The sequence below is a fragment of the Chitinophagales bacterium genome, from assembly GCA_020636495.1.
In the GTDB taxonomy this organism is placed as follows: Bacteria; Bacteroidota; Bacteroidia; order Chitinophagales; family Chitinophagaceae; genus UBA5543.
In genome coordinates this window covers 92,614-115,497 of sequence record JACJXQ010000009.1, presented here as the reverse complement: position 1 = coordinate 115,497, position 22,884 = coordinate 92,614, and the positions used below count along the sequence as shown (strand labels likewise).

The window sequence follows — 22,884 nt, the reverse complement described above, 5'->3', positions numbered from 1 at the left end:
AGCCCCGAGTATGGGCTGTAGTTGCTTAAATCTTAACAGAGCGATAGATTTTGAGCGGGAGAATGTTCGTATTGTTATTAAATTAATGAGTGTCACCACAATTACCAAAGCAGCAAGCGGTTGTACCATTTGTCCATTTCTCGGCGATACAGCCAGCATTTTACTGATTGTGCGAATAGCTTGTAACCTTCCTCGTTCATATGGATACCGTCCGGCATAACATATTCCTGTTTCATATAGCCATCGGCAGAAACAAGCCTGTTCAGGTCTATAGTAGGAATACCAAGGCTGTCGATGTATGTATTTACACGAGCCACCATCATGTTGAAGGTATCGGAGCGGGGATAATCTTTACCTACATAGGGCACTTTCACTGCTATCGGGCTACATAAAAGGCTCATGGTATCTATCAGTCGCCTGTAATCTCTTGTTATTTGTGCATAACCTGAATCCCAGTGAATGTCATTTGCACTGCACTCTATAAAACAGGTAGTAGGTTTATACATCCTCACCCTGTCTGCCTGTTTTATAACACCAGCTATCTTTTCTCCGCCAACGCCAAAATTATACGCATGTACACCCAGGCTGTCCCATTGCCCGTGTTTCATATGAGAGTCGCCCAACATGCCAATGTCTCGGTGGTCGCGGTTGCAACCCGCAAATAGTAATATGGCCAGGATGAGTAGTCTCATTGTAATAACAGGATGAAGGTAATAATAAAGGAAGAAAGAGGATAGTTATAGCACACTCAAAAAGCAACAAGCGCCACCCGGAAGGGCGACGCCTGTGCAACAATTAATGAAACAACTATTAACTACTCTTCGTTATTCCTGCCTCCCATACGTGCCTGCATGATCTGCATATCCATGCGCCTTTGTTTGGCTACCCTTTTGCCTCTGAAGAACATATAGAGGTTGAAGAACAACATAATACCCAGGTAAATGCTGAAGCCGCCTATTTTATAACTCAGGGCTTCGATAGTGCTTTGTGTGTCATCTAAGTAGTTGTGTATTTTCAGTATGTACAAGGCAAAGCCCAGGTTCAACAGGTAGAACCCTATTTTGAACAGGCTGTTGGTAGCAACGGCTATTTCCTCGCGGCCGTTGAATATATCGCGCATAAAGACCAGCCCGTTTTTGAACAGTGTATAAGCCACGTACCATGTCAGTACTAAAACAATGGGCAGATATATGAAATAAGCGGTTACAACAAATTGATTAGCCATGATTGAAACTATTTATGTGTGAATGATAAAGATTGTCTTTTTGATAAGTAGTAGATAAGCAGCATGTTGAAGTAGTGGGTCACTGCCAGTATCAGTGTCAGCACTCCTATGTTGGTTCCCAAACTCGATACCAGTATATCAATGTTGGTCACTTCGGTCCAGAAACTCAGCTTCACAAATGCATACCCGATGTTGAAGAGGTAATACGCCAGCAGCAGGATATTGTTCAGGTTATCGGTTTGTGCGGTGTGGCCGTTAAAAAGGTTAAGAATGAACACCCTCCCGTTCTTGTGAAACAATCTGCCGACATAGACAATGATGAACACCATGATGGCCAGGTAGATTCCGTATGCGGGGATATTGTAGTTCATGATCAGAAAACTTTTAGTTCTTTATGATCTCCCTTATTTCCTTTGCTCAACATAAAGGTAAGATGAATGTTTTAAACTTTCAAAATTTTCTGAAAGTTTATTTTAAAAAGAAAGGAAGGCAAAAAACCCTCCTTATTATGTTGTTGAAAAAATACAGTTTTAGTCCCTGCGATGTGGTGGATGCATAGGCATACCCGGTGGCCTGTTGTCGACAGGCATTTCGCCTTTCACAAAGTTCTTTAGAGTATATGTCAGCGTCACCATGAAGTAGCGTTGCAGTACAGTGCTTTGGTTGTCCTGTGTATAGGTAGCGTTCACGGTACGGCTGATGTTGGTGTTCTGTTTCAGTATGTCGAAAACAGATAGCTTGGCTTCCAGTTGCTTTTGTTTCAGGAATTTGTAACCGACGTACGCATTCCATAACTGGTATCCCTGGTTGTAGCTATCTGTCAGCCCGGCGTAAACAGTATAGTTGTAGCTGCTGTTCAGTACTATCCTGTTGCCGAGTATAAAGTTCACGTTGGCGCTGGCCGTGTGTGTGAAGTAGTTATTGTCCGATTGTTTTTGCAAACTATTCTTCACTATGTTGTAGGTGCCGGAATAGCTCAGGTTGAAATCTGCTTTCTCGCTGATGTTACTGCCCAGGTAGGTCCTCAGGCTGAAGGCGGTATTATTTGATATGTTTTCCTGGTCGTTGATGATAGTAGGCGTACGTGTATAGTTCACACCACCACTCAGGTTAATATTTGATTTAAGCAATGATATGGGCGTACCATATACCATAAAAGTATTCAGGCTGTAATAGCCGTTCATATTCACCGGCATCACCATCTGGCTGCCCTTGTTCACCTGTACGTTATTGATGATAGTGTCAGCAGTAGGTATGATGGTCTGAGATGAGATATAGTTGCTGGTATACTTACCCCTGGCCATACTGAAGAAGGTCCTCGATGTTTTAGTGTCCACCGTACGGTAAAATATCATCAGGTTGTGATCGTAACTCTGGTTAAGGTTGGGGTTACCTGTGCTCAGTAATAATGGGTTAGAATAGTCCACCACGTTTTGCAGGTCGGTAATAGCCGGTGCGTTGGTGTTGGTACGATACATCACACGCAGCGATTGCTCTTTGCTTTTCCTGTATGTGAACATAGCCGTAGGCAATACATTCAGAAAGTTCCTGTCCACCTGCCCTGCCGATGGGTATATCAGTTCTCCCTGCAGGTCGGCCGATTGCACGTCCGCACCTATCGAGTAGCTGGTTTTGCCCACGTTCACCCTGTAGGTGGCTCCGCCCCTTTGTGTAGTATAGTTGTTGTTGTATTTGTTGGATAGTATCTTGTTCAGTTGTGTGTAGTCCCCCGTCACACTGTCTTTATCATTGGTTGTCTTATCCGCTACACTTTTTTGTATTGATGGATTGTAGCTGATCATCACCTGCCCCTTTTTGCCCACAGGCTCTGTATAGGTCAGGTTGGCCGAATAGCTGTTCACGTTGTTGTTGTTAGTATATTCCTGGTCCAGCAGTTTATTACCTACCTGGCTTTTATATTCAGTCAGCGAATAGTAGTTGCCCGTACCATCCTGTGTGGTGTTTTTCGACGACAGATCCAGCGATAAGGTCCTGCCGCGTTTGTTGAACTTGTGCCTCAGCAACAGGTTGTTGTTGATATTGTAGCTGGTATTATCAGAATACTGGTTGTTCTGCGTACTGCTGGTCAGGCCATCGCTGGTAGTATTATATACACCATTCAGCGAGGTGCTGTATTTATTTTGTTGTGTGGTGAAGGTAGGCGTGTATATAATAGAGTTCTTATTGTCAATTGCGTATTCAACACGCAGGCTGGCCCTGTGGTTGATATTCTTTGTTTCTGTCAGGCTCTTTTCATTATACAGCAATTGGTCGGCTGTAAAATAGTTACGCACAATGCTTGCCTCATTCACATTATCTGTCGAGTTGAAAAAATAACTACCTGTCAGTTTTACTTTTTTGCCTAACTGGTCAGTATAGTTGATGCCTCCTGCATTTGTGGTGGTATTACCATTGCTGGTTCCTCCATTCACTAAGCTGCGTACATCCAGGCCGCCGCTGTTGCCGCCACCCCCTGGTCCGCGCCTCGGCCCACCACTGCCCATCAGCCCCATTACGTCACTTGTACTGAAGTTCTGTTGATTGATGTTGTTAGACATGCCTAGGATAGAGATACGCTGATCATCATTGAAAAAGTTCAGCGACAATCCCGCATTATATCGCTGGTTCGTACCATATCCTACGTATGCCCTGCCAAACTGCCCTTTGGCCATACCGTCTTTGGTAATAAAGTTCAGCGCCGCATCGGTAGTCCCATCCGAAAAACCTGTAAAGCTTGCCTGGTCGCTCATGTTGTCAAACACCTGCACCTTGCTGATGATATCTGCGGGCAGGTTCTTCATCGCTGCGTTAGGGTCGCTGCCAAAGAATTCTTTACCGTCTACCAATACCTTTTTTACCGTTTCCCCGTTTACCTGCACGCCATTGGGGCCCACTACCACACCGGGCATTTTCTTCACCAGGTCTTCAGCAGTAGCATCGGGGTTGGTCTTGAAAGCGTCTGCGTTAAACTGTACGGTATCTCCTTTTATTTCGGCCCTTGCACGTACGTCTTTCACCACTACTTCTTTCAGCTGGTTCTTGTCCGTACTCATTTGTAAGTCGTCTACAGTAACATCTTTATTGGTCACTTCTATGGTCTTTGTTACCTCCCGGTAGCCAAGGTACCTGTAGCTTATTTTGTATTGCCCGCGTGGCAGGTCTGCAATGGTATAATGACCATCTATATCCGTTATGGCTGCTTTGTCTTTGTCCTGCAGCGTGGTTTTCACGGTCACCCCTACCATAGGCGACTTGTCTTTCCCATCCAGCACACGCCCTTTTATGGTATATAACTGTGCATCAGCCGTTTGCATAAAGCCGACACAAGCGAAAAGAAATATGTATATGTGTAATTTAACTAAGTAGTTGAAGCTCATTATTGTATAGATATACTATGCATTTTGTTGCACACACAACATAGACTGTCCGGCATGCCTTTGGTTTAATCTTTGTTTGGCTTTTTTATTGCGGTGCCGGCAAAGATACATGCCTTGTTAGTATATACGTTCTTGCCGGGGTAAAATGCTAATTTTAGAAGTATAAAACACAGACTATGATAGCATTTTTAGGAACAGGACATTTAGGAGGTAATTTCACGAGGGCGCTTCTGGCAAAAGGAGAGACCGTGCATGTATGGAACAGGACCATAGAAAAAGCGAAAGCACTGGAAGAACATGGTGCTAAGGTGTTTGATAGCCCCGGTGAGGCGGTGAAAGGAGTACACAGGGTGCACATTGTGGTGTCTGATGATGATGCTGTGAACGAAGTACTGGCCCTGGCAGAAGCCAACCTGGAGCCGGGCAGCATAATAATCGACCATACAACCACTACGGTAGAAGGTGCCATCGAACGTACCGTGCAGTGGGCGGCAAAAGGGCATACTTATGTACACGTACCTGTATTTATGGGGCCGTCCAACGCACTGGACAGTACCGGCTATATGCTGATATCTGATAATGGCGATATAGCACAGAAGATCATGCCCTGGCTGGAGACCATGACGGGCAAAGTGCTGAACTTTGGCAATGTTACAGGTAAGGCGGCAGGAGTAAAGCTGATAGGCAACCAGTTCTTACTGGCGCTGACAGCGGGCATATCAGACATGCTTTCCCTGGCCAAAGCGGTAGACGTAACGGGCGAAGACATATTCACCCTGCTCAGCGAGTGGAACCCCGGAGCCTCAACACCGCAAAGGCTGAGGAGGGTGTTGAACGGGCAGTTCGACACGCCATCATGGGAACTGCAGATGGCCCGCAAAGACGCACGCCTGATGATAGAAGAAGCCGCAAGGGGTGGCAGGGAAGTGCCCGGCACCACAGCCACCGCTCAGCAAATGGACAAATGGATAGCCGCAGGCAACGCCAAAAAAGATTGGATGATCATTGCTTCGGGGGAGTTGTAGACATGTGGTATGTACCCTGCGTTTTGCAAGACGGGTAGTTTTGTGTTTTTTTGCACCGAATCCAAGTTCAACTCATGAAGAAACTATTATTCCTGTTAGCCTTTTCGCTATACGCATACAACGCAGACGCTCAATATACAGATACTGTCAGGCAGTACTTGTTAAATAACGTTGATGCTAATGGCCAGATCACAGGCTATAGAGTAGTAAACCCTGACAGCTCGGATTTTACATATTACAGGATCGCAAAAAAGACAGAGCAGGGGGCGTGGCATGTGCAGATTTTTTATGCGGATTCAAAATCGTTGCAATCAGAAGGTATGTACCTGGATGACAGCATGACCGTAAAAGATGGCAAGTTCTATGAATACTACGATAATGGCAAATTAGCAAGTGAACATACTTATTATCAAAACAACCCTGTTGGATTATCCAGGGCATATTATAAAAATGGTGTGTTAGCTGATTCTTCGAGGTATAAATCTACAGGAATGCCCTTTCATAAATCATTCTATTGGGATGAGGAGGGACACTTAGTGCAATATGGTGATTATGATATGAAAGGCACCGGAGCAGGATATTTGACATCATATTATGAGGATAGCTCAGTGTCGGAATATGGCAAATTTGCCGCTGGTCATATTAAAGATAGTGTATGGACTTATTATCATAAAAACCGTAAAGTGAGTTTTACCGGCAATTATGATAGTGGAAAGTTGGCCGATTGCTCATGCTATGACATGAATGGAGAGCAAATTACAATGTCAAAATGTGATTCTGGTCAGGTTGCTCCCCGGCCTACTTACAATCCTTATGAATATTTAGCGAAAAATTGCAAAATGCCTGATGAAGCTAAAGATAAAGGTCTGTGGGGCAGGCATGTTGTAATGGTAAAATTTACGATCAACACTGACGGTAAAATTTGCTGTCCTGAAATTGCAAAAGGAAGTGGTTACAAGTGCTTTGATGATGAAAGCCTTAGGGTAATAGGATTGTTGCCGGCATGGAAACCGGCTAAGTATCGCAATCGCCCGATAAGGGAATATTATGTGTTGCCGGTTAGTTTCATTTTGGAATAATAGCACCTCTTTACTGGTCCTCGTTTGCAACGAGGACCCAACTGTACAGCGTTTGCAACCGATAATACTACACATTTATTACCGCAATAAAATGTAGCAATCCTCAGGCTTGGCAGTGCAGTAGTAATGTCGTCTCATCAAGGCAACTTCCGAAACCATTGGAGCTTATGGTTTCGGCCTCTTTTTCTTTGGTTCGTTTCTTTTGGAGGGGCAACAAGCAATGCGACTCATTGAGGTAATTGAAACGACATGATGCGCGAAATAAAAGAAATGAACGGCAGCTAAATAGAGCTGTAAATGATTGATTAATATTGATTGGCTTAATAGTGATTCATATTAGTAACACGTGAGGATTGTACCTTTACTGGTCCTCGTTCGCATCGAGGATCCAAAGGCATAGTCCTGTGAAGTATCACCAACAATAAATCATGCTGCTAAAAAACGAGTGTTAAGCTATATTTAAGCTTTTTTTGACATAGAAAAACAGGCTTACATCACCCCCCCCCCAAAAAAAAAAATAAAAATACAATAACGACGAATTGAATAAAATAATAATTCAAAATTCTTTTTACCAGGTTCCACAATTCATTTGAGCGATTATATTTGTTTATCAATTTACCAGAAACTCAACTACAGGTAATAAAATAACATATGAATTTTCGTGTTCAAGTATTGTTAATGTTATTGTGTCCAGTGTTCACATTTTCTCAAAGCCATGACTTGACTTCATGTTACTTGTTTAAAATTGAACACTATAATAAAGATCATCCAGAATACTATTCTACAGCACATGCAATTGTTCCAGTAGATAGTTTCGGCTCTTTGATTGATTCAGGGTTTGATTATTCAAATCCGCCATACTTACTCTTAAGATTAACACAAATTGGTGGGCATTTTTTAGCGAATTTTCAGCATATGTCGGCTACATATTCTTGTATGAAATATCATGATGTCACTAAGGCACATGAATTAACGAAAGAAGAGCAGTCAGAGGCTAAAGAGGAGCAATATTTTACTGGCGTGATCGATAGTTTTCTAAGGGGTATGAGAATTTTGAAAATGAAATATTCTTTCAGTAAGTCAGGGTATATTATATCATGCTATAAGGTAAAGGCTATTTATTATGTTTGTAACTATTATATGGGACAGCCAACGCAACCATATGAAAAGAGAGAAGGGGCATTTATTAAAATAATAATACCACAAAAGCAGGTTAAAAAAGACGAAGCTAAAAGAATAAAAGATAAGTTGTCATCTTTTTTCGAATTAGCTACGGGAGAGTAACCCCTGTTAATAACAAGATAACTTCACTGGTCCTCGTTTGTAACTAGGACCCAAAGGCACAGCGTTTGCAACGCAAATATCAAAACCTGTACACATAACCAACACCATTGCCGGTAAAGCTGATACCGCTGACTAATTTCGCCCATTTTTTGTTCTGTGATTGGTGCAGCCCGAACATGGTGCAGTCGAATACCAACAGGGCAATGCCCTGAATAATGAACGACTCGCTGATACCCACAAGATAACTGGGGCGGGATTCGTGCGTAACAATGCCGTATTTGATAAATGCCCCCGTACCTATATACAATACATCCAGCCCTGCATTTACCAGGTACAACCTTTTGTTCGACCGGTATCTTTTTTCCGCGTTTTCAGCATCAAAGTTCATACTGCTTTCTTTCAATGCGCCGCGGTAGCCCATATAACCTATCAGGCCATTCGTTGCGCCCCATATCACATTCATACCGTGGAAATACTTGCGCTCTATGTTGTCGTTAACAAAATATCCTGTTGCACCCGCAACCACATTAGCCGCACCCCAGCCCGTGAGTACCAGCAGCCCTGTTTTATTGGTGTTGATGCGTTGGTTATTCAGGGTCATTATATCCTGCGCGTGAGACAGTGGTACCAGTAGTATAAAGAGTAATATGGTAAGTATCGTTTTCATCGTCCCCGTTTTTCTATTACGAATATACGAATGTATAACGACTCGCAACGCGTATCATTAAAATTGAATTATTGACAATAAATGCGTATATTTGTTATTGAAAATTGCTTATGCCATGACACCTTTATCCCCGCACCATACAGCCCCGGATATCAGCCCCCGTTCTGCCGGATTGTTAAGTATCGAGACCTTCCGCTGTTACTTAACAACTGAGCTTGCGAACTCGTTAAGGCCAAAAATCATCATTCACTTAACAACTGAGCTTGCGAACTCGTTAAGGCCAAAAATCATCATTCACTTAACAACTGAGCTTGCGAACTCGTTAAGGCCAAAAATCATCATTCACTTAACAATACTTAACAATTTGCCACAATTGGATGAAAACCATTGTTTTAAGTATAGTAAATGCCCGTTTTTTGATTGTCGGTTGCTTATTTTACTTAACAAAACACAACAAAATGCACAGATTCCCCTCCTGTTACTAGGAGAGCTTGTCCCGCCTTGGCGGGAGGATATCGGCAAAAGTGCCTACGGCACCAATTTGCCGATCGGGGTGGTTGACTCGCGAAAACGGAACAAATCACTCTTTGGCACTACAAATATGTCCCCCGCCGGCGGGGGTGGAACACTCGCAAATAACACAACAAAACGTAACACATCATCAATAACCTTCAATTATCTAAAATCCAATATCAACTATCTGAAATCCTATTTCCAAACCATTATCTTTGCCCCCTATGCAGTCGTTACAGGAGAAAATACAGGCATTTGAAGCAGAAATAGCAGCTACGCAGCCCCAAAACGCGGCTGAACTGGAGGCTTACCGGATAAAATTCCTCGGTACCAAGGGTATCGTCAAGGATATATTCGGGGAGATGAAGAATGTGCCCAAAGAGCAGAAAAAAGATGCCGGCCAGATGTTGAACAGCTTCAAGCAAATGGCTGAGGCTAAATACGAGGAATACAAGCACCTGCAAGGCGCGGGCAGTAATAAGAACGAGGGCCGGGATATAACCCTGCCCGGTACGCCGTTGCCGGCTGGTACCCGCCACCCTTTAAGGATGGTAGAGAACCAGGTAGTTTCTATATTCGAGAAGATAGGCTTTAGTGTGGCTACCGGCCCTGAGATAGAGGACGACTGGCACAATTTCACATCGCTGAATATGCCGGAAAACCATACGGCCCGCGATATGCAGGATACATTCTACGTATCGCAGAATCCTGATTGGGTGCTGCGAACGCATACATCATCCGTACAGGCAAGGGTACTGGAGCAAAATGAACTGCCTGTTCGCATCATCTGCCCGGGCCGTGTTTACCGTAACGAAACCATTTCTGCCCGCGCGCACTGCTTTTTCCACCAGTGCGAAGGATTGTATGTAGATAAGAATGTTTCTTTTGCCGACCTGAAGCAGACACTGTACTATTTCGTAACAGAGATGTTTGGCGAGGGTACTAAAGTGCGTTTCCGCCCATCCTATTTCCCATTCACAGAGCCGAGTGCAGAGATGGATATCTCATGTACCGTTTGCGGCGGTAGCGGTTGCAGCCTCTGTAAGCATACTGGCTGGGTAGAGATACTGGGCTGTGGTATGGTACACCCTAATATGCTCCGCAATTTCGGTATCGATCCTGAAGTGTACACGGGTTTTGCCTTCGGTATGGGGGTAGAGCGTATCACGCAGATCAAATACCAGGTAAACGACCTGAGGTTATATTCGCAGAATGATGTCCGGTTTCTTAAACAGTTTCAGTCGCTATAAAAATGCAAAGTTCAAAAGGCAAAACTCAAAGAATACATGAAAACCGACTTTTTACTTTTTACTTTTGAATTTTGACTTCTGTCCCAAATATCGTTTTAGTTACCGGTGCCAGCGGATTTGTTGGTAATCACCTGGTAAAACTCCTGTCAGCCAGGGGCGAAACAGTAAAGGCACTCTACAACAGTCGTCCCCCCAAAGAGGACATGCAGAACCTCCCCGGTGTAAGCTGGATTAAATGTGACCTGCTGGATGTGTATGATGTAGAAGAAGTAATGCAGGATGTAACTGAAGTGTACCACTGCGCTGCCGTTGTCTCATTCAAAAAAGAGGATAAACAGCAGCTCTTACATTTCAACACGGAAAGTACTGCCAATGTGGTGAATGAAGCCCTGGAGCGCGGTGTACGTAAAATGGTGTATGTCAGCTCAATAGCTGCGCTGGGTAGGAGTAAAGAAGGGGCGGAGATTACTGAAGAGGAGCAATGGGAGGAGAGTAAATACAACTCGGTATATGCTGAAAGCAAACACCTTGCCGAGCAGGAAGTATGGCGCGGCCAGGGCGAGGGGCTGGAAGCGGTAGTTGTTAATCCCGGCATAATCATAGGTGAGGGCGATTGGGATACCGGTTCCACCAACCTGGTAAAGATCGTGTACAAAGAGTTCCCCTACTATACGGGAGGTATTAATGCCTGGGTTGATGTAGTAGATGTGGTTAGCGCCATGTACATGCTGATGAAAAGTGAAGTAGAAGGAGAAAGGTTTATTTTGAGTGCGGGCAACTTTTCTTACAAAGATGTGTTTACTATGATGGCGCATGCCATGAATAAGAAGCCGCCGCATAAGTTGGCGGGTAGTTTTCTGAGTGGTATCGTCTGGCGGGTAAGTGTATTGAAAAGTATGCTAACGGGCAGCGCCGCGACCATAACTCGCGAAACTGCGAGAACAGCTCAAAGAAAGGCCCTGTACAGTAATGCAAAATTGCTGAAAGCCTTTCCTGGTTTCGCGTATACACCCTTTGAAGAGACGGTAAAAAGGATAGCAAAAGCCTTTTTAAGTGAAGAAAATCTAAAATCTTAAAAAAATATTTGGATTATAATGCAAAACATTTGTAATCTTGCAACAGAGGAATATCCTTATTCCTAATATTAACTAATCAGTTTACTGAGTATTTCCCATTTCTTACTATTTGATCTACGAACATGAAAGCCTTGTTCGAAGCAGATAAATAAGGTCAGGCAAAACAGTACAAACTAAAAATTCTTGTAGAGAAAAATAACTCGCTCGTATGCCATACGATATTTTACAACTTAACGATATGCTCGTTCCCGAGCTGGTAGACATTGCTAATGAGCTGAAGATCAAAGACACTAAATCTTTAGACAAACAAAAGCTAATTTATAAGATACTGGATCAGCAGGCACTGAACGAAAGTGGAGATACTGCTGCAGATGAGAAAAAAACGCGTACCCGCAGAACTAAAAAGGAAGCGGCTCCGAAAAAAGAAGCTCCCGCAGAAAAAGAAGTTGCTGCAAAAAAAGAGACTGTTGAAGATGCTCCGGCAGCAAAAGAAGATTCAGATAAAAAAGAACGTAACCGCAAACCTAAAAAAGATGCTGCTCGCAAAGAGAGGCCGGTTGAAAAGAAAGAACCTGCAGATATTGAAGATGAGGAGGAAGACGATGAGTCTGGTATCATAATGCCTACATCAGATGATGATGCAGAAGGTGAAGAACAAAAGGCTCAGCCGGAAAGCACGGATGATGACGAGCAGGCAGACAATAATGAAAACAATGATCACAGGGGCGACAGAAGAAAACACCAGGTAAGATTCCCGAGTGAGAGAAAGCCCCAACGTAATAATAATTTCAATGTAGAGTTTGATGCAGCCGTAACCAGCGAAGGTGTATTGGAAATGATGCAGGACGGATATGGTTTCCTGCGTAGCAGCGATTATAACTATTTAAGTTCACCGGATGATATTTATGTATCTCCGTCGCAGATAAAACTGTTCGGTCTGAAAACAGGTGATACCGTAAAAGGTACTGTTCGTCCGCCGAAAGAAGGAGAAAAATATTTCGCACTGCTGAAGGTAGAGACCATCAATGGCAAACTTCCTGACGAGATCCGTGACCGCGTTCCTTTTGATTACCTGACGCCTTTATTCCCTTACGAGAAACTGAACCTGTATACAACAGCCGGTAATCTTGGTACACGTATCATGGACTTGTTTACACCGATAGGTAAAGGTCAACGCGGACTGATAGTAGCGCAGCCGAAGACAGGTAAGACCATGCTGTTGAAGGAAGTAGCGAATGCAATTGCAGCTAACCATCCTGAGTGTTACCTGATGATCGTACTGGTAGATGAGCGTCCTGAAGAGGTAACGGATATGATGCGAAGTGTAAATGCAGAGGTTATTGCCTCTACTTTCGATGAGCCTGCTGATAAACACGTAAAAGTGTCTACTATAGCACTGCAAAAAGCCAAACGCCTGGTAGAGGTGGGTCACGACGTGGTGATATTGCTTGACTCGATCACACGCCTGGCACGTGCGCACAATACCGTAGCGCCGGCATCCGGTAAGGTATTAAGTGGTGGTGTAGAAGCAAACGCAATGCAGAAGCCTAAGCAGTTCTTTGGTGCTGCACGTAAAATAGAGAATGGAGGTTCGCTGACCATACTGGCTACCGCGCTGATAGATACTGGTAGTAAAATGGATGAGGTGATATTTGAAGAGTTCAAAGGTACTGGTAATATGGAACTGCAGCTTGACCGTAAACTGGCCAACAAGCGTATTTACCCTGCTATCAATATCACGTCTTCATCTACACGCCGCGACGATCTGCTGTTGGGTAAAGAAGTGATGAACAAAATGTGGATCATCCGCAATCATATTGCCGATATGCATACAGATGAGGCAATGAACTTCTTGATGGGACAGATAAAAGGAACGAAGAATAACGAGGAGTTCCTGATGCAGATGGGACGGTAATTATATAAGACATGTTATAGTCAGTAAAGGCTGCTTCTGAACGGAGGCAGCCTTTATTTATTGTGCTTGTTTCTTTTCTGATAATGAAAACTGATTTTCCGAATCTGAAAATCATTGACTGTTATTTACTGTTGCTTTGTCATCAAATTGTAATACACATGAAAGGGAAATACATCATAAACGGGTTGATAATGCTGGCAGCAACAACCGTAAATGCACAGGAAAAAGGTGCTGAAACAATAAAGAAATTATGCGGATGTTACGATGTAACATTTACGTATGCCGAAACATTTTCGCCGGATAGTAATTATGAATTCCATAAAAGAGAAACCTCGCATGCACGGGAATTGATAACTCCTATAGAAGTTTCGGAAAAGAAAGTTGTGTTGCAACATATGCTTTTGGTGAATGAACATTATATTATCAAACACTGGCGCGAAGACTGGACCTACGAAAATCCGATGCTGCTTACGTATAATGGTAATAATACCTGGATCAAAGAAAAACAACCAACTGAAAAGGTTGTGGGTAAATGGACACAAACCGTATGGCAGGTAGACGATATGCCACGTTACCAGGGCTATAGCTCATGGATAAACAATGACGGGAAAACTTATTGGGAGAGTACTGTATATGCGCCATTGCCCCGCCGAGAGTACACAACGCGTGATGATTATAACCTGATGAAACGTACCAATCGCATCGTACCGGGAACAGATGGTTGGCTGCATGAACAGGATAATGATAAGATCATCAGAACTGATAATGGCGACAAATTGCTGGTACAGGAAAAGGGTATGAATACTTACCATAAAATTGAAGAAAGTAAATGCGCTGCTGCATTAAAAAACTGGGAAGAAAGTAAAGAGTTTTGGGTTGTGGTAAGAAAAGAGTGGGACCATTATATTGATAAACAAGCTGTATTGGTGGTGAAAGATAAGGTAGATGACGAAATGCTATTTCAGCACCTGTATGCCGTAGAGGCTGACTGGAAAGACAAGAAGCTAAACGACAAACAACTGTCCAAAGCAATAAAGGAACTGTTTGCAAAATTCGTTTTTGAAGATGCTACGGTATTGAACTAAACTGTATGAATGAATATGGCGGTGGTACATTATTTGTACCACCGCCTTTTTATGAGCTGTGGTCTGCAATGATCACCCACTTGTCATTAACCTTCCTGAATAGCAACGTGAAGTAGCCATGGGGGTTGTCTTTTTCCCTGGTCAGGCTCCATGCGCCTGTTACATAGTAATATTCATTTGATAATCGTTTGTATTGCAATGATGAGAAATGGAGTTCTCCCATAGCAGCTTTATCAGGGTATGATCTTTGGTAATTTTCCAGGGTTGTTTGGTAGCCGTATTTAGGCCCTTTACTACCTATAAATTGCAGACTGTCATTGTTCCAGTATCCCTGCATATAAGTTGTTATATCGCCGTTATTCCAGGCTGCTACCTGTTCGTTCATCACTTTAGTGATCTCTGCTACATCATTTCCGATGTTATTACTACATGCCTGGAATAGAATGATTATCGTGAAAAGTATGATTATATTTCTCATAGCCCTAAAATAAAAAAAGGTAACCATATACACAGTTACCTCAGTTTACAGGGGCTGATCTGAAGACCAGCTAATTGTTGCGACAGGGTTTAAAAGTGGGTTTACAGGTCGTTTATAGGTTATGATGTAAAGTAACTTATAAAGCACTTAGTTAGAGTAAGCATTGAACGAATAGCATATTTCGTTCGACGAAGGACCATTTTGGTTTGACGAACAGATATTGTGAATCAACGTATATGTGATTCTTAATTTCTAAGCGGAATTGTTATTTGCAGGAATGTTGGCTTATTCAACAGTCTGCCAGTATGCCACCAGTTCAGCAGGACTATGTGCATTGTCTGCACTGAAATCACCAATTTTTGTACGTCTCAATGCCTGCAGGTAAGCACCGCAACCCAATACCTGCCCAAAATCATGCGCCAGTGAGCGTATGTACGTACCTGTGCTGCATGCTACCCTGAAATGTACTTCAGGCAGTTTGATAGCGGTTATCTCAAATTCAGTTATCTGTACCGGGCGAGCATCCAGTTTTATCTCTTTGCCTGCACGTGCATATTCATAGGCTCTTTTGCCATCCTTTTTTATGGCAGAGTGTATGGGAGGTAATTGTTCTATATTTCCGGTAAATTGTGTAGTAGCATTCCTGATATCATCGTCAGACAACCCTTCGTATGATGCAAATCGCTCCGGTTCACTCTCAAGGTCGTAAGTTGGTGTTACAGCACCCAGGTGAAAGATGCCAGTGTATTCTTTTGGTTGTTTTTGGTATTCGGTGATCTTTTTGGTGAATTTGCCTGTGCAGCATATCAAAAGACCCGTAGCTAACGGGTCCAGCGTACCGGCATGTCCTATTTTTACTTTCAGTTGTTTACGCAGTCTGTTCACAACGTCAAAAGATGTCCATTCGTATGGTTTATCTACCAGTATCACACCGCCTTCTTTCAGGTCGGCAAGCAGGGGTAGTTGCTTCATGTCTGCAAAGATACCTTCAATACACGGAATAGTACTATAAATAATTAGTTGTCGTCGGTTCAGCAAATCACGTTTATCTTTGCATTATGTCATTTTTTCAACAAAAAGGCAAACCATTTTTAATTGCAGGCCCCTGCAGCGCAGAATCATATGAGCAGGTTTCGGGTATTGCTTCGGCTTTGCAACAGTTGCCAGTACACCTTTTTCGGGCTGGTGTGTGGAAACCCCGCACACGACCCGGTTCTTTCGAAGGAATGGGAGAAGAAGCCCTACAATGGCTTAGGGATGTAAAAGTGCAATATAGTTTACCTGTGACCATAGAAGTGGCTAGTCCCCAGCATGTGGAGCTGGCATTGAAATATGGTATTGATGTGCTGTGGATAGGTGCCCGAACAACCGTGAACCCTTTCCAGGTACAACGTATTGCAGATGTTCTTAAGGGGGTGGACATACCTGTCATGGTCAAAAACCCTGTTAATCCGGATGTTGACCTGTGGCAGGGTGCTATCGAACGGGTGGCTGCGGCTGGTATTACTGATATTGCAGCTATACATCGTGGTTTTTCTTCCTATAATGCTGCGTCAGTTTACCGTAATCAGCCCAACTGGCCCATACCTATTGAGCTTAAACGCAGGATGCCTGATATGCCTATCATCTGCGACCCCAGCCATATAACAGGAAATCGTAAGCTGGTAGCTGATATTGCACAAAAGGCGATGAATATGGGATTTGAGGGTTTGATGATTGAAACCCATACCGACCCGGATAATGCACTGAGCGATGCCGCACAACAGGTTACCCCGGCTACACTGGCAGATATACTCGATAAACTCGTAGTGCGTGATAATACCGATGCAGGTCAGGCTGAAGGTGTAGAGATGGAATATCTGCGCCAGGTAATGGATGGGGTAGATGCTGAGATAATAGACCTGATAGCCCGTAGAATGGAACTGAGTGAGAAAATCGGCCACCTGAAAAAAGAATATAACATGACGGCCTACCAGCCGGAACGCTGGAGCGACATAGTAAATACCCGCGGTACGCGCGCTGAGCAACTAGGGCTGTCCAAGGAGTTTATTGTTGAATTATATGAAAAAATTCACCACCATAGCATCAGTAAACAATTAGAGATATTGCAAGGTTTGATAAAACAGGTAAAAAGTTAACTTTACTCTCCCTAAACATAAAAGATACATTGGCACTAAAACAACACAAAGACGAAGGCATACGCTACGAGCAGCAAGTAGATAATTCCCGCTCTTATGTATTGCCCTTTATCGCACAAACCAAACCATTGGGTAAGGGCGTAAATGTGCTGGAAATAGGCTGTGGGGAAGGTGGGGTATTAGTCCCATTTGCTGAAATGGGCTGCAATTGTGTAGGAGTAGACCTGAATTGCCTCAGAACAGACCTGGCCAAACAATTCCTGTCAGGGTATGTAAAGACAGGTAAAGCTGAGTTTTTGTGCCAGAATGTTTATGATGACGATTTCCTGCACAGGTTCAAGAATCATTTTGATGTGATCATACTAAAGGACGCTATAGAACATATTCCTGACCAGGAGTTGTTCATTCCGTATCTCAAGAACCTCATAAAAAGGGATGGACAGATATTTTTCGGATTTCCGCCGTGGTATATGCCGTTTGGCGGACACCAGCAGATAGCAACCAGGAAGATAGCCATGATGCCATATTATCATATCTTGCCCAAGAAATTATATAAGCGTGTATTGAAGGCCTTTGGAGAAGACAAAGGTGTTATCACTGAATTGATGGAAATACATGATACGCAGATAAGTATCGAACGTTTTGAACGTATATTGAAGAAGAGTGGGTTACAGACCATGAACAAACAACATTACTTGTTGAACCCGATCTATAAATATAAATTCGGATGGAAACCTATTAAGCAATCCCGGTTGATCTCTGCCATGCCTTACCTGCGTAATTTCCTTACAACCTGTGTGTATTATACCGTAGGCATATCATAAGTTCCATATGGTCCATGATGCCTCCGCCTGAAGCTGCAACATCTCTTTGCCGTTTTTTATCATAGCGCCATGTTTTGCACCTGATTGCAGGAATAGGGTAGCTTCTGGGTTATATATCAAATCGAATAATAAGTGACGGTTGGTAAGGGCTTCATAAGGTATACCCGGACGATCATTGATAGTGGGATACATACCCAATGGAGTTGTGTTGACGATAAGTGTATTTTCGGTTATCATGCGGGCATCCACATCTTTATATGTAATATATCCTGTATTCTTGGTTCTGGACACTACATTGTAGTCTATACCCAGTTGTTGTAATACGAATTTAACCGCTTTTGAAGCTCCCCCGGAGCCTAATACCAGAGCGTGCGTCATATAGGGTTGCAGCAACGGGGACAGGCTGTTCCGGAAGCCAATAACATCTGTGTTGTAGCCTGTTTTTTTACCCCCAGCAAAGCTGATACAGTTGACAGCTCCGATAACTGCTGCATCAGGGTCTAATGCATCCAAAAAAGATAATACAGTTTCTTTATAGGGTATAGTTACGTTTAGTCCTTTCAGGCGAGGGTATTGCTGTAGCAAAATAGGTAAATCCTCAATTGCAGAAATAGGGAACGTCCTATATTCCGCATTGAGGTTTTCAAGCCTGAACTTATCACTGAAATAAGCAGGAGAAAAACTATGCTCTAACGGATAGCCAATCAGACCGTATAAGGCTTTGCTGCTCATTCTGCAAATATGAGGAAATAAAAAGGGTATGCATCGCATACCCTTTTTTAGAAAAATTATTTATCCAGGAACATATGGAAAGTATCTCCCCTCAATCCATTACGCATGGCCTCGAGTGGCAGTACTTCTGATGGTGGAATGTTACCAAGGTTCACATTAGCACCAAGCAATTCCATAAAGTACACCTGTTGTGCTTTCAGCGGAGCTTCCCATATTATTTTTTCCGCCGGGATCTGTGTCAGAATTTCCTGTACCAGCCCTTCACGAACCTCGCCTGATCCACGGTATATGCCTACATTACCAGACTCTCTTGCCTCTGCAATAACATATGAGGCACCTGCACCCAGCTCTGCTTTCATCAACTCGATCCACTTATAAGGCGGAATAATATGAGCAGCGTCTTTTGACCCCACTTCAGAAAGAACTGTTACGTGTTTAGCCAGTTCTGATATATATTCACATTTTTGTTCATGTGGAATAGTAATAGACCCGTCAGATACTTCAACATACTGTAACCCATAATCTTTGATCACTGCCAGGTAGTCGTCAAACTGGTCACGAATAGCAAATGCTTCAAACAACGTGCCTCCGAAGTATACCGGCATGTTGTTTTCTTTGTATATGTTTATTTTCTCGCGCAGGTTATTGGTTACAAATGCAGTACCAAAGCCGAACTTTACTATATCAACGAACGGAGAAGCAACAGACATGAAATTTCGTACATCATCCAGTCCCATTCCCTTATCCATAGCCATTGTCAGCCCGTAAGTGCGTGGCTGTTGGGTACGTTCAGGTATATTTTTTAAAAAGAAGTTCATGTAAACGGTTTTATCAATCTGGATGCAAAGGTAATTCTTTCAACATTGACAGACCAACGTTAGCAAAATGATTTTTTGACTTGTATATTAGCGGTATATTTAACGGCTATGAAACGTAATATATCGATATTAGGCTTGATAATTGGTTTGATCGTACCTATGCTTGGGATGATGATCATGTACCTGGTGAAGTTTGGCGGGCAGTCTTTTAATGCCTTTGTCCAGACCATGACGCATAATTTTGATATGGCAGCATTGGTGCTTAGTTTCAGTATCCTGGCCAACATCATACCGTTCATCTATTATACCAACAGGCGGCTTGACCTCACGGCCAGGGGCATCCTTATTGCAACGGTATTGTATGCTGTGCTTATTGTCTTACTTAAGTTTGTCTGGTAAATGCGCTATTACGTCATAGCGGGTGAGGCGAGTGGAGACCTGCATGGCGGTAACCTCATAACAGCTTTACATAAAAAAGATGCTGCCGCAGACGTAAGATGCTGGGGTGGTGATAAAATGCAGGCTGCCGGCAGTGTGCTGGTAAAACATTACAGGGACCTTGCTTTTATGGGCTTTGTAGAGGTATTGGCCAATCTGGGTACAATTCTTAATAACATAAACTTTTGTAAAAGGGACATCATAGCTTACAAGCCTGATGTGCTGGTGCTGATAGACTATCCTGGATTTAACCTGCGTATAGCCGAATGGGCAAAAAAACAGGGGTTGAAGGTTGTATATTATATTTCTCCGCAAGTGTGGGCATGGAAAGCTAATCGTGTAAAGAAAATAAAGCGCGATGTAGACAAAATGTTAGTCATATTACCATTTGAGGTAGATTATTATAAAGACAAATGGGATTATGATGTGACCTATGTAGGACACCCGCTTACAGAGGCCATTCAGAATGAGAAGGATAATGTGCCTGTGCAAAAGCTGGGTGATAAACCTGTGATAGCCCTGTTGCCAGGTAGCCGGAAGCAAGAAATACTTGTGAAGCTACCTGTAATGCTGGAAATGGTAGAGAAATTCCCGGACTACCAATTTGTAGTAGCACAGGCACCGGCACAACCGGATAGTTTATATCATGGACTTATAGGTGACAAAAATGTACTGATAGCTAATAATCAGACCTATAACCTGTTGAAACAGGCACGTGCAGCTTTGGTGACCAGTGGTACAGCTACATTGGAAACTGCATTGTTTGGTGTGCCTGAAGTGGTGTGTTATAAAGGAAACCCTGTTTCGTTCTGGCTGGCTACAAAGCTTGTTGACGTGAAATATATATCACTTGTGAACCTGATCATGGATAAGGAAGTAATAAAGGAACTGATACAGGAAGATTTCAACCCGGCAATGTTGTATGTTGAGCTGACTAAAATACTGGAAAACGAAAGCTACATTGAAGAACTGAAGGCTGATTACGCCGAACTGTGGGATAAACTGGGTACTTACAGTACGTCGGAACTAGCTGCTGATGAAATTCTGACCTTACTTGGTAATTAATCTTACTATCATAACAATGATGGCTATAAGGAACATGAGTATGGATATGCGGTTCATGCCATGCATGAACTTAAGGTCAATACTCTTAGGTTCGTTGGGGTCGCGTTTACGTATGTAGAGGTATGTTAGTATCTGTTTCCACATAATATTTACCATTGCGTATAATTAAAGTTAGTCAAATTTGGATAAAAACCGGAATGCTGAGTATATTTGCCGTCCCGAACGGGGGGTTAGCTCAGCTGGCTAGAGCGCTTGCATGGCATGCAAGAGGTCACCGGTTCGACTCCGGTACTCTCCACATTCATAAGTCGTCCTTAGGGGCGACTTTTTTTATAAAATACCTTCTGTTTTAATGTGCAAAAATTAATAACCCGCCCTGCGGCTGCAGGGCGGGGCCGCTCCTATTTATTTGTACCTGATTTCGTGGGTACAAATATTTTGCTTAATTGTCCTATCAGGTCACCTGTACCGGAAACGGAGATGCCATTGATCTTCTCTGCTATCTTTTCAACGTATTCCATTTCTTTCAAACGGAACAACATCTCGTTCTCTTCCATCAGCTTTGCGGTGTTCAGCATGCTCCTGGTACCGGCAGTCTCCTCTCTGCGGGTGATAACATTTGCCTGCGCCCTTTTTTCAGCTATCAATACCTGGTTCATGATGTCTTTCATATCGCCGGGTAATATGATGTCCTTTATTCCACAGTCTGTTATGTCTACACCCATGCGTGTTGCTTTGTTACGGATAGTTTCCAGCACTAAACCAGCTATCTCGTTCTTTTTTTCCAGCAATTCATCCAGCGTATATCCGCCTATGTATTCCCGTATGGCCAATTGCAGTATGGTATACAGTTGTCCATTCATGTCACGGTTGTCTACCAATGCCTTCATTATATCTGTCACACGGTATTGTGCGTAGAAGTTTACGCGCAATACTGCTTTGTCTTTGGTCAGTATTTCCTGTCCGTTCACATCGGTCTGTTGCAGGCGCATATCTACCTTCTGTATTAATACAGGAGTTTCATTTTTTATGAAGTAGTACACGCCTGATTCCATCACTTTATCAAACTGACCATTGATGTACAATATCCCTTTTTCATAAGGCTCTATTGTATGTACAGTAACGATACGGGATATCTCAGACTTCATCAGTACTGCCTTGTCTACACCTTCAGGCAGATATACCTTGTTCAGGTCTATACGTACCATTGTATAGTTCACAAATGCGTTCCATAATATGTATTTGCCGGGTTGCAGTATCTGTTTGTACAGTCCGTTGGCATACAGGATGACACGTTCGTTATCCGCAACCTCTGCGATCGTTGCTGCGGCCGCAAAGTCCGTATCCTGCAGCAATACATTAATGTTGTCAGGAGCTACGTATATTTTCGCCTGGTCGTAGGTTACCACCTGTTCATTTGCATACTGCCAGTAAGTACCCTCGTTCAGCATTTTTATATACCGCCCGTTTTTGTATTTCATGCCTATCCAGTAGGCTTTTACTCTTACGCGTTGCATAATTATTCGGTTTAAGTGTTCATGTTTTTAATCTGTTTCAAAAAGAAAGCAACTGTAGCGGCAACCACTGTACACGGAAATAAGCTTGAGTATATCTGCTATCGCAATGGTTATTGTACACCTGTCATCTATCGATATTCTGTAAATGATCCCTGTACGCAAAGCATGGCAATGCACACAAACGGTATTTGCTTATTCCTGGCATATAGCAGTTGTTTTATCAATGTTCTGAGAACCGTTTTAAAACCTGCCGCTACAGGGCTTTCTTTATCGCATATTTCAGAAGCTGCCACTTCATAATCACCGGAACCTGAATCCGTTGCTTTCGTCCACTAAGCTATTCCCTCAAGGGGAAGCAGGATTCGAACCTGCGTTGGT

23 protein-coding genes and 1 tRNA gene are annotated in these 22,884 nt (G+C 43.1%); 13 read left to right on the top strand and 11 right to left on the bottom strand.

All coding sequences use genetic code 11. The features are described 5' to 3' along the window. Positions 1 to 101: 101 nt before the first annotated feature. The 4 genes from H6550_15365 to H6550_15350 all read right to left on the bottom strand — a co-directional run bounded on the left by H6550_15365 (position 102) and on the right by H6550_15350 (position 4,539). Entirely contained in the window at positions 102 to 692 is a 591-nt protein-coding gene (locus H6550_15365; protein MCB9047511.1) for a hypothetical protein, read from the bottom strand. A gap of 122 nt (positions 693 to 814) precedes the next feature. After that, positions 815 to 1,225: a hypothetical protein gene (locus H6550_15360; protein MCB9047510.1), complete on the bottom strand. Its 411-nt coding sequence runs from the start codon at positions 1,223 to 1,225 to the stop codon at positions 815 to 817. Positions 1,226 to 1,233: 8 nt separating this feature from the next. Next, the gene (locus tag H6550_15355; protein ID MCB9047509.1) at positions 1,234 to 1,596 is read right to left on the bottom strand and encodes a hypothetical protein; all 363 of its coding nucleotides are present in this window, start codon (positions 1,594 to 1,596) and stop codon (positions 1,234 to 1,236) included. A 159-nt stretch (positions 1,597 to 1,755) separates the two neighbouring features. Continuing rightward, entirely contained in the window at positions 1,756 to 4,539 is a 2,784-nt protein-coding gene (locus H6550_15350; protein ID MCB9047508.1) for a TonB-dependent receptor, read from the bottom strand. 239 nt (positions 4,540 to 4,778) lie between these two features. Here H6550_15350 and H6550_15345 point away from each other — a divergent pair, with 239 nt between their 5' ends. The 3 genes from H6550_15345 to H6550_15335 all read left to right on the top strand — a co-directional run bounded on the left by H6550_15345 (position 4,779) and on the right by H6550_15335 (position 7,990). Further along, entirely contained in the window at positions 4,779 to 5,627 is an 849-nt protein-coding gene (locus tag H6550_15345; GenBank protein MCB9047507.1) for an NAD(P)-dependent oxidoreductase, read from the top strand. A gap of 74 nt (positions 5,628 to 5,701) precedes the next feature. After that, positions 5,702 to 6,706 carry an energy transducer TonB gene (locus H6550_15340; GenBank protein ID MCB9047506.1) on the top strand — a complete coding sequence of 335 codons (1,005 nt, stop codon included), beginning with the start codon at positions 5,702 to 5,704 and terminating at the stop codon, positions 6,704 to 6,706. Between the two features lie 651 nt (positions 6,707 to 7,357). Beyond that, a complete protein-coding gene (locus H6550_15335) occupies positions 7,358 to 7,990 on the top strand; it encodes a hypothetical protein (GenBank protein ID MCB9047505.1) in 633 nt (210 codons plus the stop codon). Positions 7,991 to 8,069: 79 nt separating this feature from the next. On the opposite strand, the gene H6550_15330 is transcribed toward H6550_15335, so the two are convergent. Beyond that, the gene (locus tag H6550_15330) at positions 8,070 to 8,657 is read right to left on the bottom strand and encodes a hypothetical protein (protein MCB9047504.1); all 588 of its coding nucleotides are present in this window, start codon (positions 8,655 to 8,657) and stop codon (positions 8,070 to 8,072) included. A gap of 115 nt (positions 8,658 to 8,772) precedes the next feature. Between H6550_15330 and H6550_15325 the strand changes: the two genes are divergently transcribed. The 5 genes from H6550_15325 to H6550_15305 all read left to right on the top strand — a co-directional run bounded on the left by H6550_15325 (position 8,773) and on the right by H6550_15305 (position 14,496). After that, a complete protein-coding gene (locus tag H6550_15325) occupies positions 8,773 to 9,429 on the top strand; it encodes a hypothetical protein (GenBank protein MCB9047503.1) in 657 nt (218 codons plus the stop codon). Next, positions 9,395 to 10,420, top strand: a complete 1,026-nt coding sequence (pheS, locus tag H6550_15320; protein ID MCB9047502.1) for a phenylalanine--tRNA ligase subunit alpha — start codon at positions 9,395 to 9,397, stop codon at positions 10,418 to 10,420. Before H6550_15325 ends, pheS begins: the two co-directional genes overlap by 35 nt. A gap of 71 nt (positions 10,421 to 10,491) precedes the next feature. After that, complete coding sequence (locus H6550_15315; protein MCB9047501.1) at positions 10,492 to 11,496, top strand: NAD-dependent epimerase/dehydratase family protein; 1,005 nt, start codon at positions 10,492 to 10,494, stop codon at positions 11,494 to 11,496. 208 nt (positions 11,497 to 11,704) lie between these two features. Continuing rightward, positions 11,705 to 13,411: a transcription termination factor Rho gene (gene rho, locus H6550_15310; protein ID MCB9047500.1), complete on the top strand. Its 1,707-nt coding sequence runs from the start codon at positions 11,705 to 11,707 to the stop codon at positions 13,409 to 13,411. Between the two features lie 158 nt (positions 13,412 to 13,569). After that, positions 13,570 to 14,496 (top strand): hypothetical protein, encoded by a 927-nt coding sequence (locus H6550_15305; GenBank protein ID MCB9047499.1) that lies wholly within the window; start codon positions 13,570 to 13,572, stop codon positions 14,494 to 14,496. 49 nt (positions 14,497 to 14,545) lie between these two features. Here H6550_15305 and H6550_15300 read toward each other — a convergent pair whose 3' ends face one another. After that, positions 14,546 to 15,001 carry a nuclear transport factor 2 family protein gene (locus H6550_15300; GenBank protein ID MCB9047498.1) on the bottom strand — a complete coding sequence of 152 codons (456 nt, stop codon included), beginning with the start codon at positions 14,999 to 15,001 and terminating at the stop codon, positions 14,546 to 14,548. 258 nt (positions 15,002 to 15,259) lie between these two features. After that, positions 15,260 to 15,946 carry a tRNA pseudouridine(55) synthase TruB gene (gene truB / locus H6550_15295; GenBank protein MCB9047497.1) on the bottom strand — a complete coding sequence of 229 codons (687 nt, stop codon included), beginning with the start codon at positions 15,944 to 15,946 and terminating at the stop codon, positions 15,260 to 15,262. 86 nt (positions 15,947 to 16,032) lie between these two features. Here truB and H6550_15290 point away from each other — a divergent pair, with 86 nt between their 5' ends. After that, positions 16,033 to 17,112 (top strand): bifunctional 3-deoxy-7-phosphoheptulonate synthase/chorismate mutase type II, encoded by a 1,080-nt coding sequence (locus H6550_15290; GenBank protein ID MCB9047496.1) that lies wholly within the window; start codon positions 16,033 to 16,035, stop codon positions 17,110 to 17,112. Between the two features lie 29 nt (positions 17,113 to 17,141). After that, positions 17,142 to 17,936, top strand: coding sequence for a class I SAM-dependent methyltransferase (locus H6550_15285; protein ID MCB9047495.1), 795 nt, complete (start codon positions 17,142 to 17,144; stop codon positions 17,934 to 17,936). Here the strand turns inward: H6550_15285 and H6550_15280 are convergent. Continuing rightward, positions 17,931 to 18,668 carry a shikimate dehydrogenase gene (locus H6550_15280; protein MCB9047494.1) on the bottom strand — a complete coding sequence of 246 codons (738 nt, stop codon included), beginning with the start codon at positions 18,666 to 18,668 and terminating at the stop codon, positions 17,931 to 17,933. The two genes, H6550_15285 and H6550_15280, sit on opposite strands and share 6 nt — an antisense overlap. Before the next feature lie 56 nt (positions 18,669 to 18,724). Beyond that, on the bottom strand, positions 18,725 to 19,486 hold the full coding sequence (locus H6550_15275) for a phosphosulfolactate synthase (protein ID MCB9047493.1): 762 nt from the start codon (positions 19,484 to 19,486) through the stop codon (positions 18,725 to 18,727). 108 nt (positions 19,487 to 19,594) lie between these two features. Between H6550_15275 and H6550_15270 the strand changes: the two genes are divergently transcribed. Together H6550_15270 and lpxB are read left to right on the top strand one after the other, a co-directional pair. Continuing rightward, the gene (locus H6550_15270; GenBank protein ID MCB9047492.1) at positions 19,595 to 19,885 is read left to right on the top strand and encodes a hypothetical protein; all 291 of its coding nucleotides are present in this window, start codon (positions 19,595 to 19,597) and stop codon (positions 19,883 to 19,885) included. Continuing rightward, positions 19,886 to 20,989 carry a lipid-A-disaccharide synthase gene (lpxB, locus tag H6550_15265; GenBank protein ID MCB9047491.1) on the top strand — a complete coding sequence of 368 codons (1,104 nt, stop codon included), beginning with the start codon at positions 19,886 to 19,888 and terminating at the stop codon, positions 20,987 to 20,989. Here the strand turns inward: lpxB and H6550_15260 are convergent. Next, positions 20,975 to 21,145: a hypothetical protein gene (locus H6550_15260; GenBank protein MCB9047490.1), complete on the bottom strand. Its 171-nt coding sequence runs from the start codon at positions 21,143 to 21,145 to the stop codon at positions 20,975 to 20,977. The two genes, lpxB and H6550_15260, sit on opposite strands and share 15 nt — an antisense overlap. Before the next feature lie 68 nt (positions 21,146 to 21,213). Between H6550_15260 and H6550_15255 the strand changes: the two genes are divergently transcribed. Further along, positions 21,214 to 21,287, top strand: a tRNA-Ala gene (locus H6550_15255). A gap of 103 nt (positions 21,288 to 21,390) precedes the next feature. On the opposite strand, the gene H6550_15250 is transcribed toward H6550_15255, so the two are convergent. Then, the gene (locus tag H6550_15250) at positions 21,391 to 22,506 is read right to left on the bottom strand and encodes a slipin family protein (protein MCB9047489.1); all 1,116 of its coding nucleotides are present in this window, start codon (positions 22,504 to 22,506) and stop codon (positions 21,391 to 21,393) included. Positions 22,507 to 22,884: the final 378 nt, after the last annotated feature.

Coding starts and splice junctions, on each gene's coding strand:
- H6550_15365 (MCB9047511.1), bottom strand. CDS start 692: ATGAGACTACTCATCCTGGCCATATTACTATTTGCGGGTTGCAACCGC.
- H6550_15360 (MCB9047510.1), bottom strand. CDS start 1,225: ATGGCTAATCAATTTGTTGTAACCGCTTATTTCATATATCTGCCCATT.
- H6550_15355 (MCB9047509.1), bottom strand. CDS start 1,596: ATGAACTACAATATCCCCGCATACGGAATCTACCTGGCCATCATGGTG.
- H6550_15350 (MCB9047508.1), bottom strand. CDS start 4,539: ATGCAAACGGCTGATGCACAGTTATATACCATAAAAGGGCGTGTGCTG.
- H6550_15345 (MCB9047507.1), top strand. CDS start 4,779: ATGATAGCATTTTTAGGAACAGGACATTTAGGAGGTAATTTCACGAGG.
- H6550_15340 (MCB9047506.1), top strand. CDS start 5,702: ATGAAGAAACTATTATTCCTGTTAGCCTTTTCGCTATACGCATACAAC.
- H6550_15335 (MCB9047505.1), top strand. CDS start 7,358: ATGAATTTTCGTGTTCAAGTATTGTTAATGTTATTGTGTCCAGTGTTC.
- H6550_15330 (MCB9047504.1), bottom strand. CDS start 8,657: ATGAAAACGATACTTACCATATTACTCTTTATACTACTGGTACCACTG.
- H6550_15325 (MCB9047503.1), top strand. CDS start 8,773: ATGACACCTTTATCCCCGCACCATACAGCCCCGGATATCAGCCCCCGT.
- pheS (MCB9047502.1), top strand. CDS start 9,395: ATGCAGTCGTTACAGGAGAAAATACAGGCATTTGAAGCAGAAATAGCA.
- rho (MCB9047500.1), top strand. CDS start 11,705: ATGCCATACGATATTTTACAACTTAACGATATGCTCGTTCCCGAGCTG.
- H6550_15305 (MCB9047499.1), top strand. CDS start 13,570: ATGAAAGGGAAATACATCATAAACGGGTTGATAATGCTGGCAGCAACA.
- H6550_15300 (MCB9047498.1), bottom strand. CDS start 15,001: ATGGTTACCTTTTTTTATTTTAGGGCTATGAGAAATATAATCATACTT.
- truB (MCB9047497.1), bottom strand. CDS start 15,946: ATGAAGCAACTACCCCTGCTTGCCGACCTGAAAGAAGGCGGTGTGATA.
- H6550_15290 (MCB9047496.1), top strand. CDS start 16,033: ATGTCATTTTTTCAACAAAAAGGCAAACCATTTTTAATTGCAGGCCCC.
- H6550_15280 (MCB9047494.1), bottom strand. CDS start 18,668: ATGAGCAGCAAAGCCTTATACGGTCTGATTGGCTATCCGTTAGAGCAT.
- H6550_15275 (MCB9047493.1), bottom strand. CDS start 19,486: ATGAACTTCTTTTTAAAAAATATACCTGAACGTACCCAACAGCCACGC.
- H6550_15270 (MCB9047492.1), top strand. CDS start 19,595: ATGAAACGTAATATATCGATATTAGGCTTGATAATTGGTTTGATCGTA.
- lpxB (MCB9047491.1), top strand. CDS start 19,886: ATGCGCTATTACGTCATAGCGGGTGAGGCGAGTGGAGACCTGCATGGC.
- H6550_15260 (MCB9047490.1), bottom strand. CDS start 21,145: ATGGTAAATATTATGTGGAAACAGATACTAACATACCTCTACATACGT.
- H6550_15250 (MCB9047489.1), bottom strand. CDS start 22,506: ATGCAACGCGTAAGAGTAAAAGCCTACTGGATAGGCATGAAATACAAA.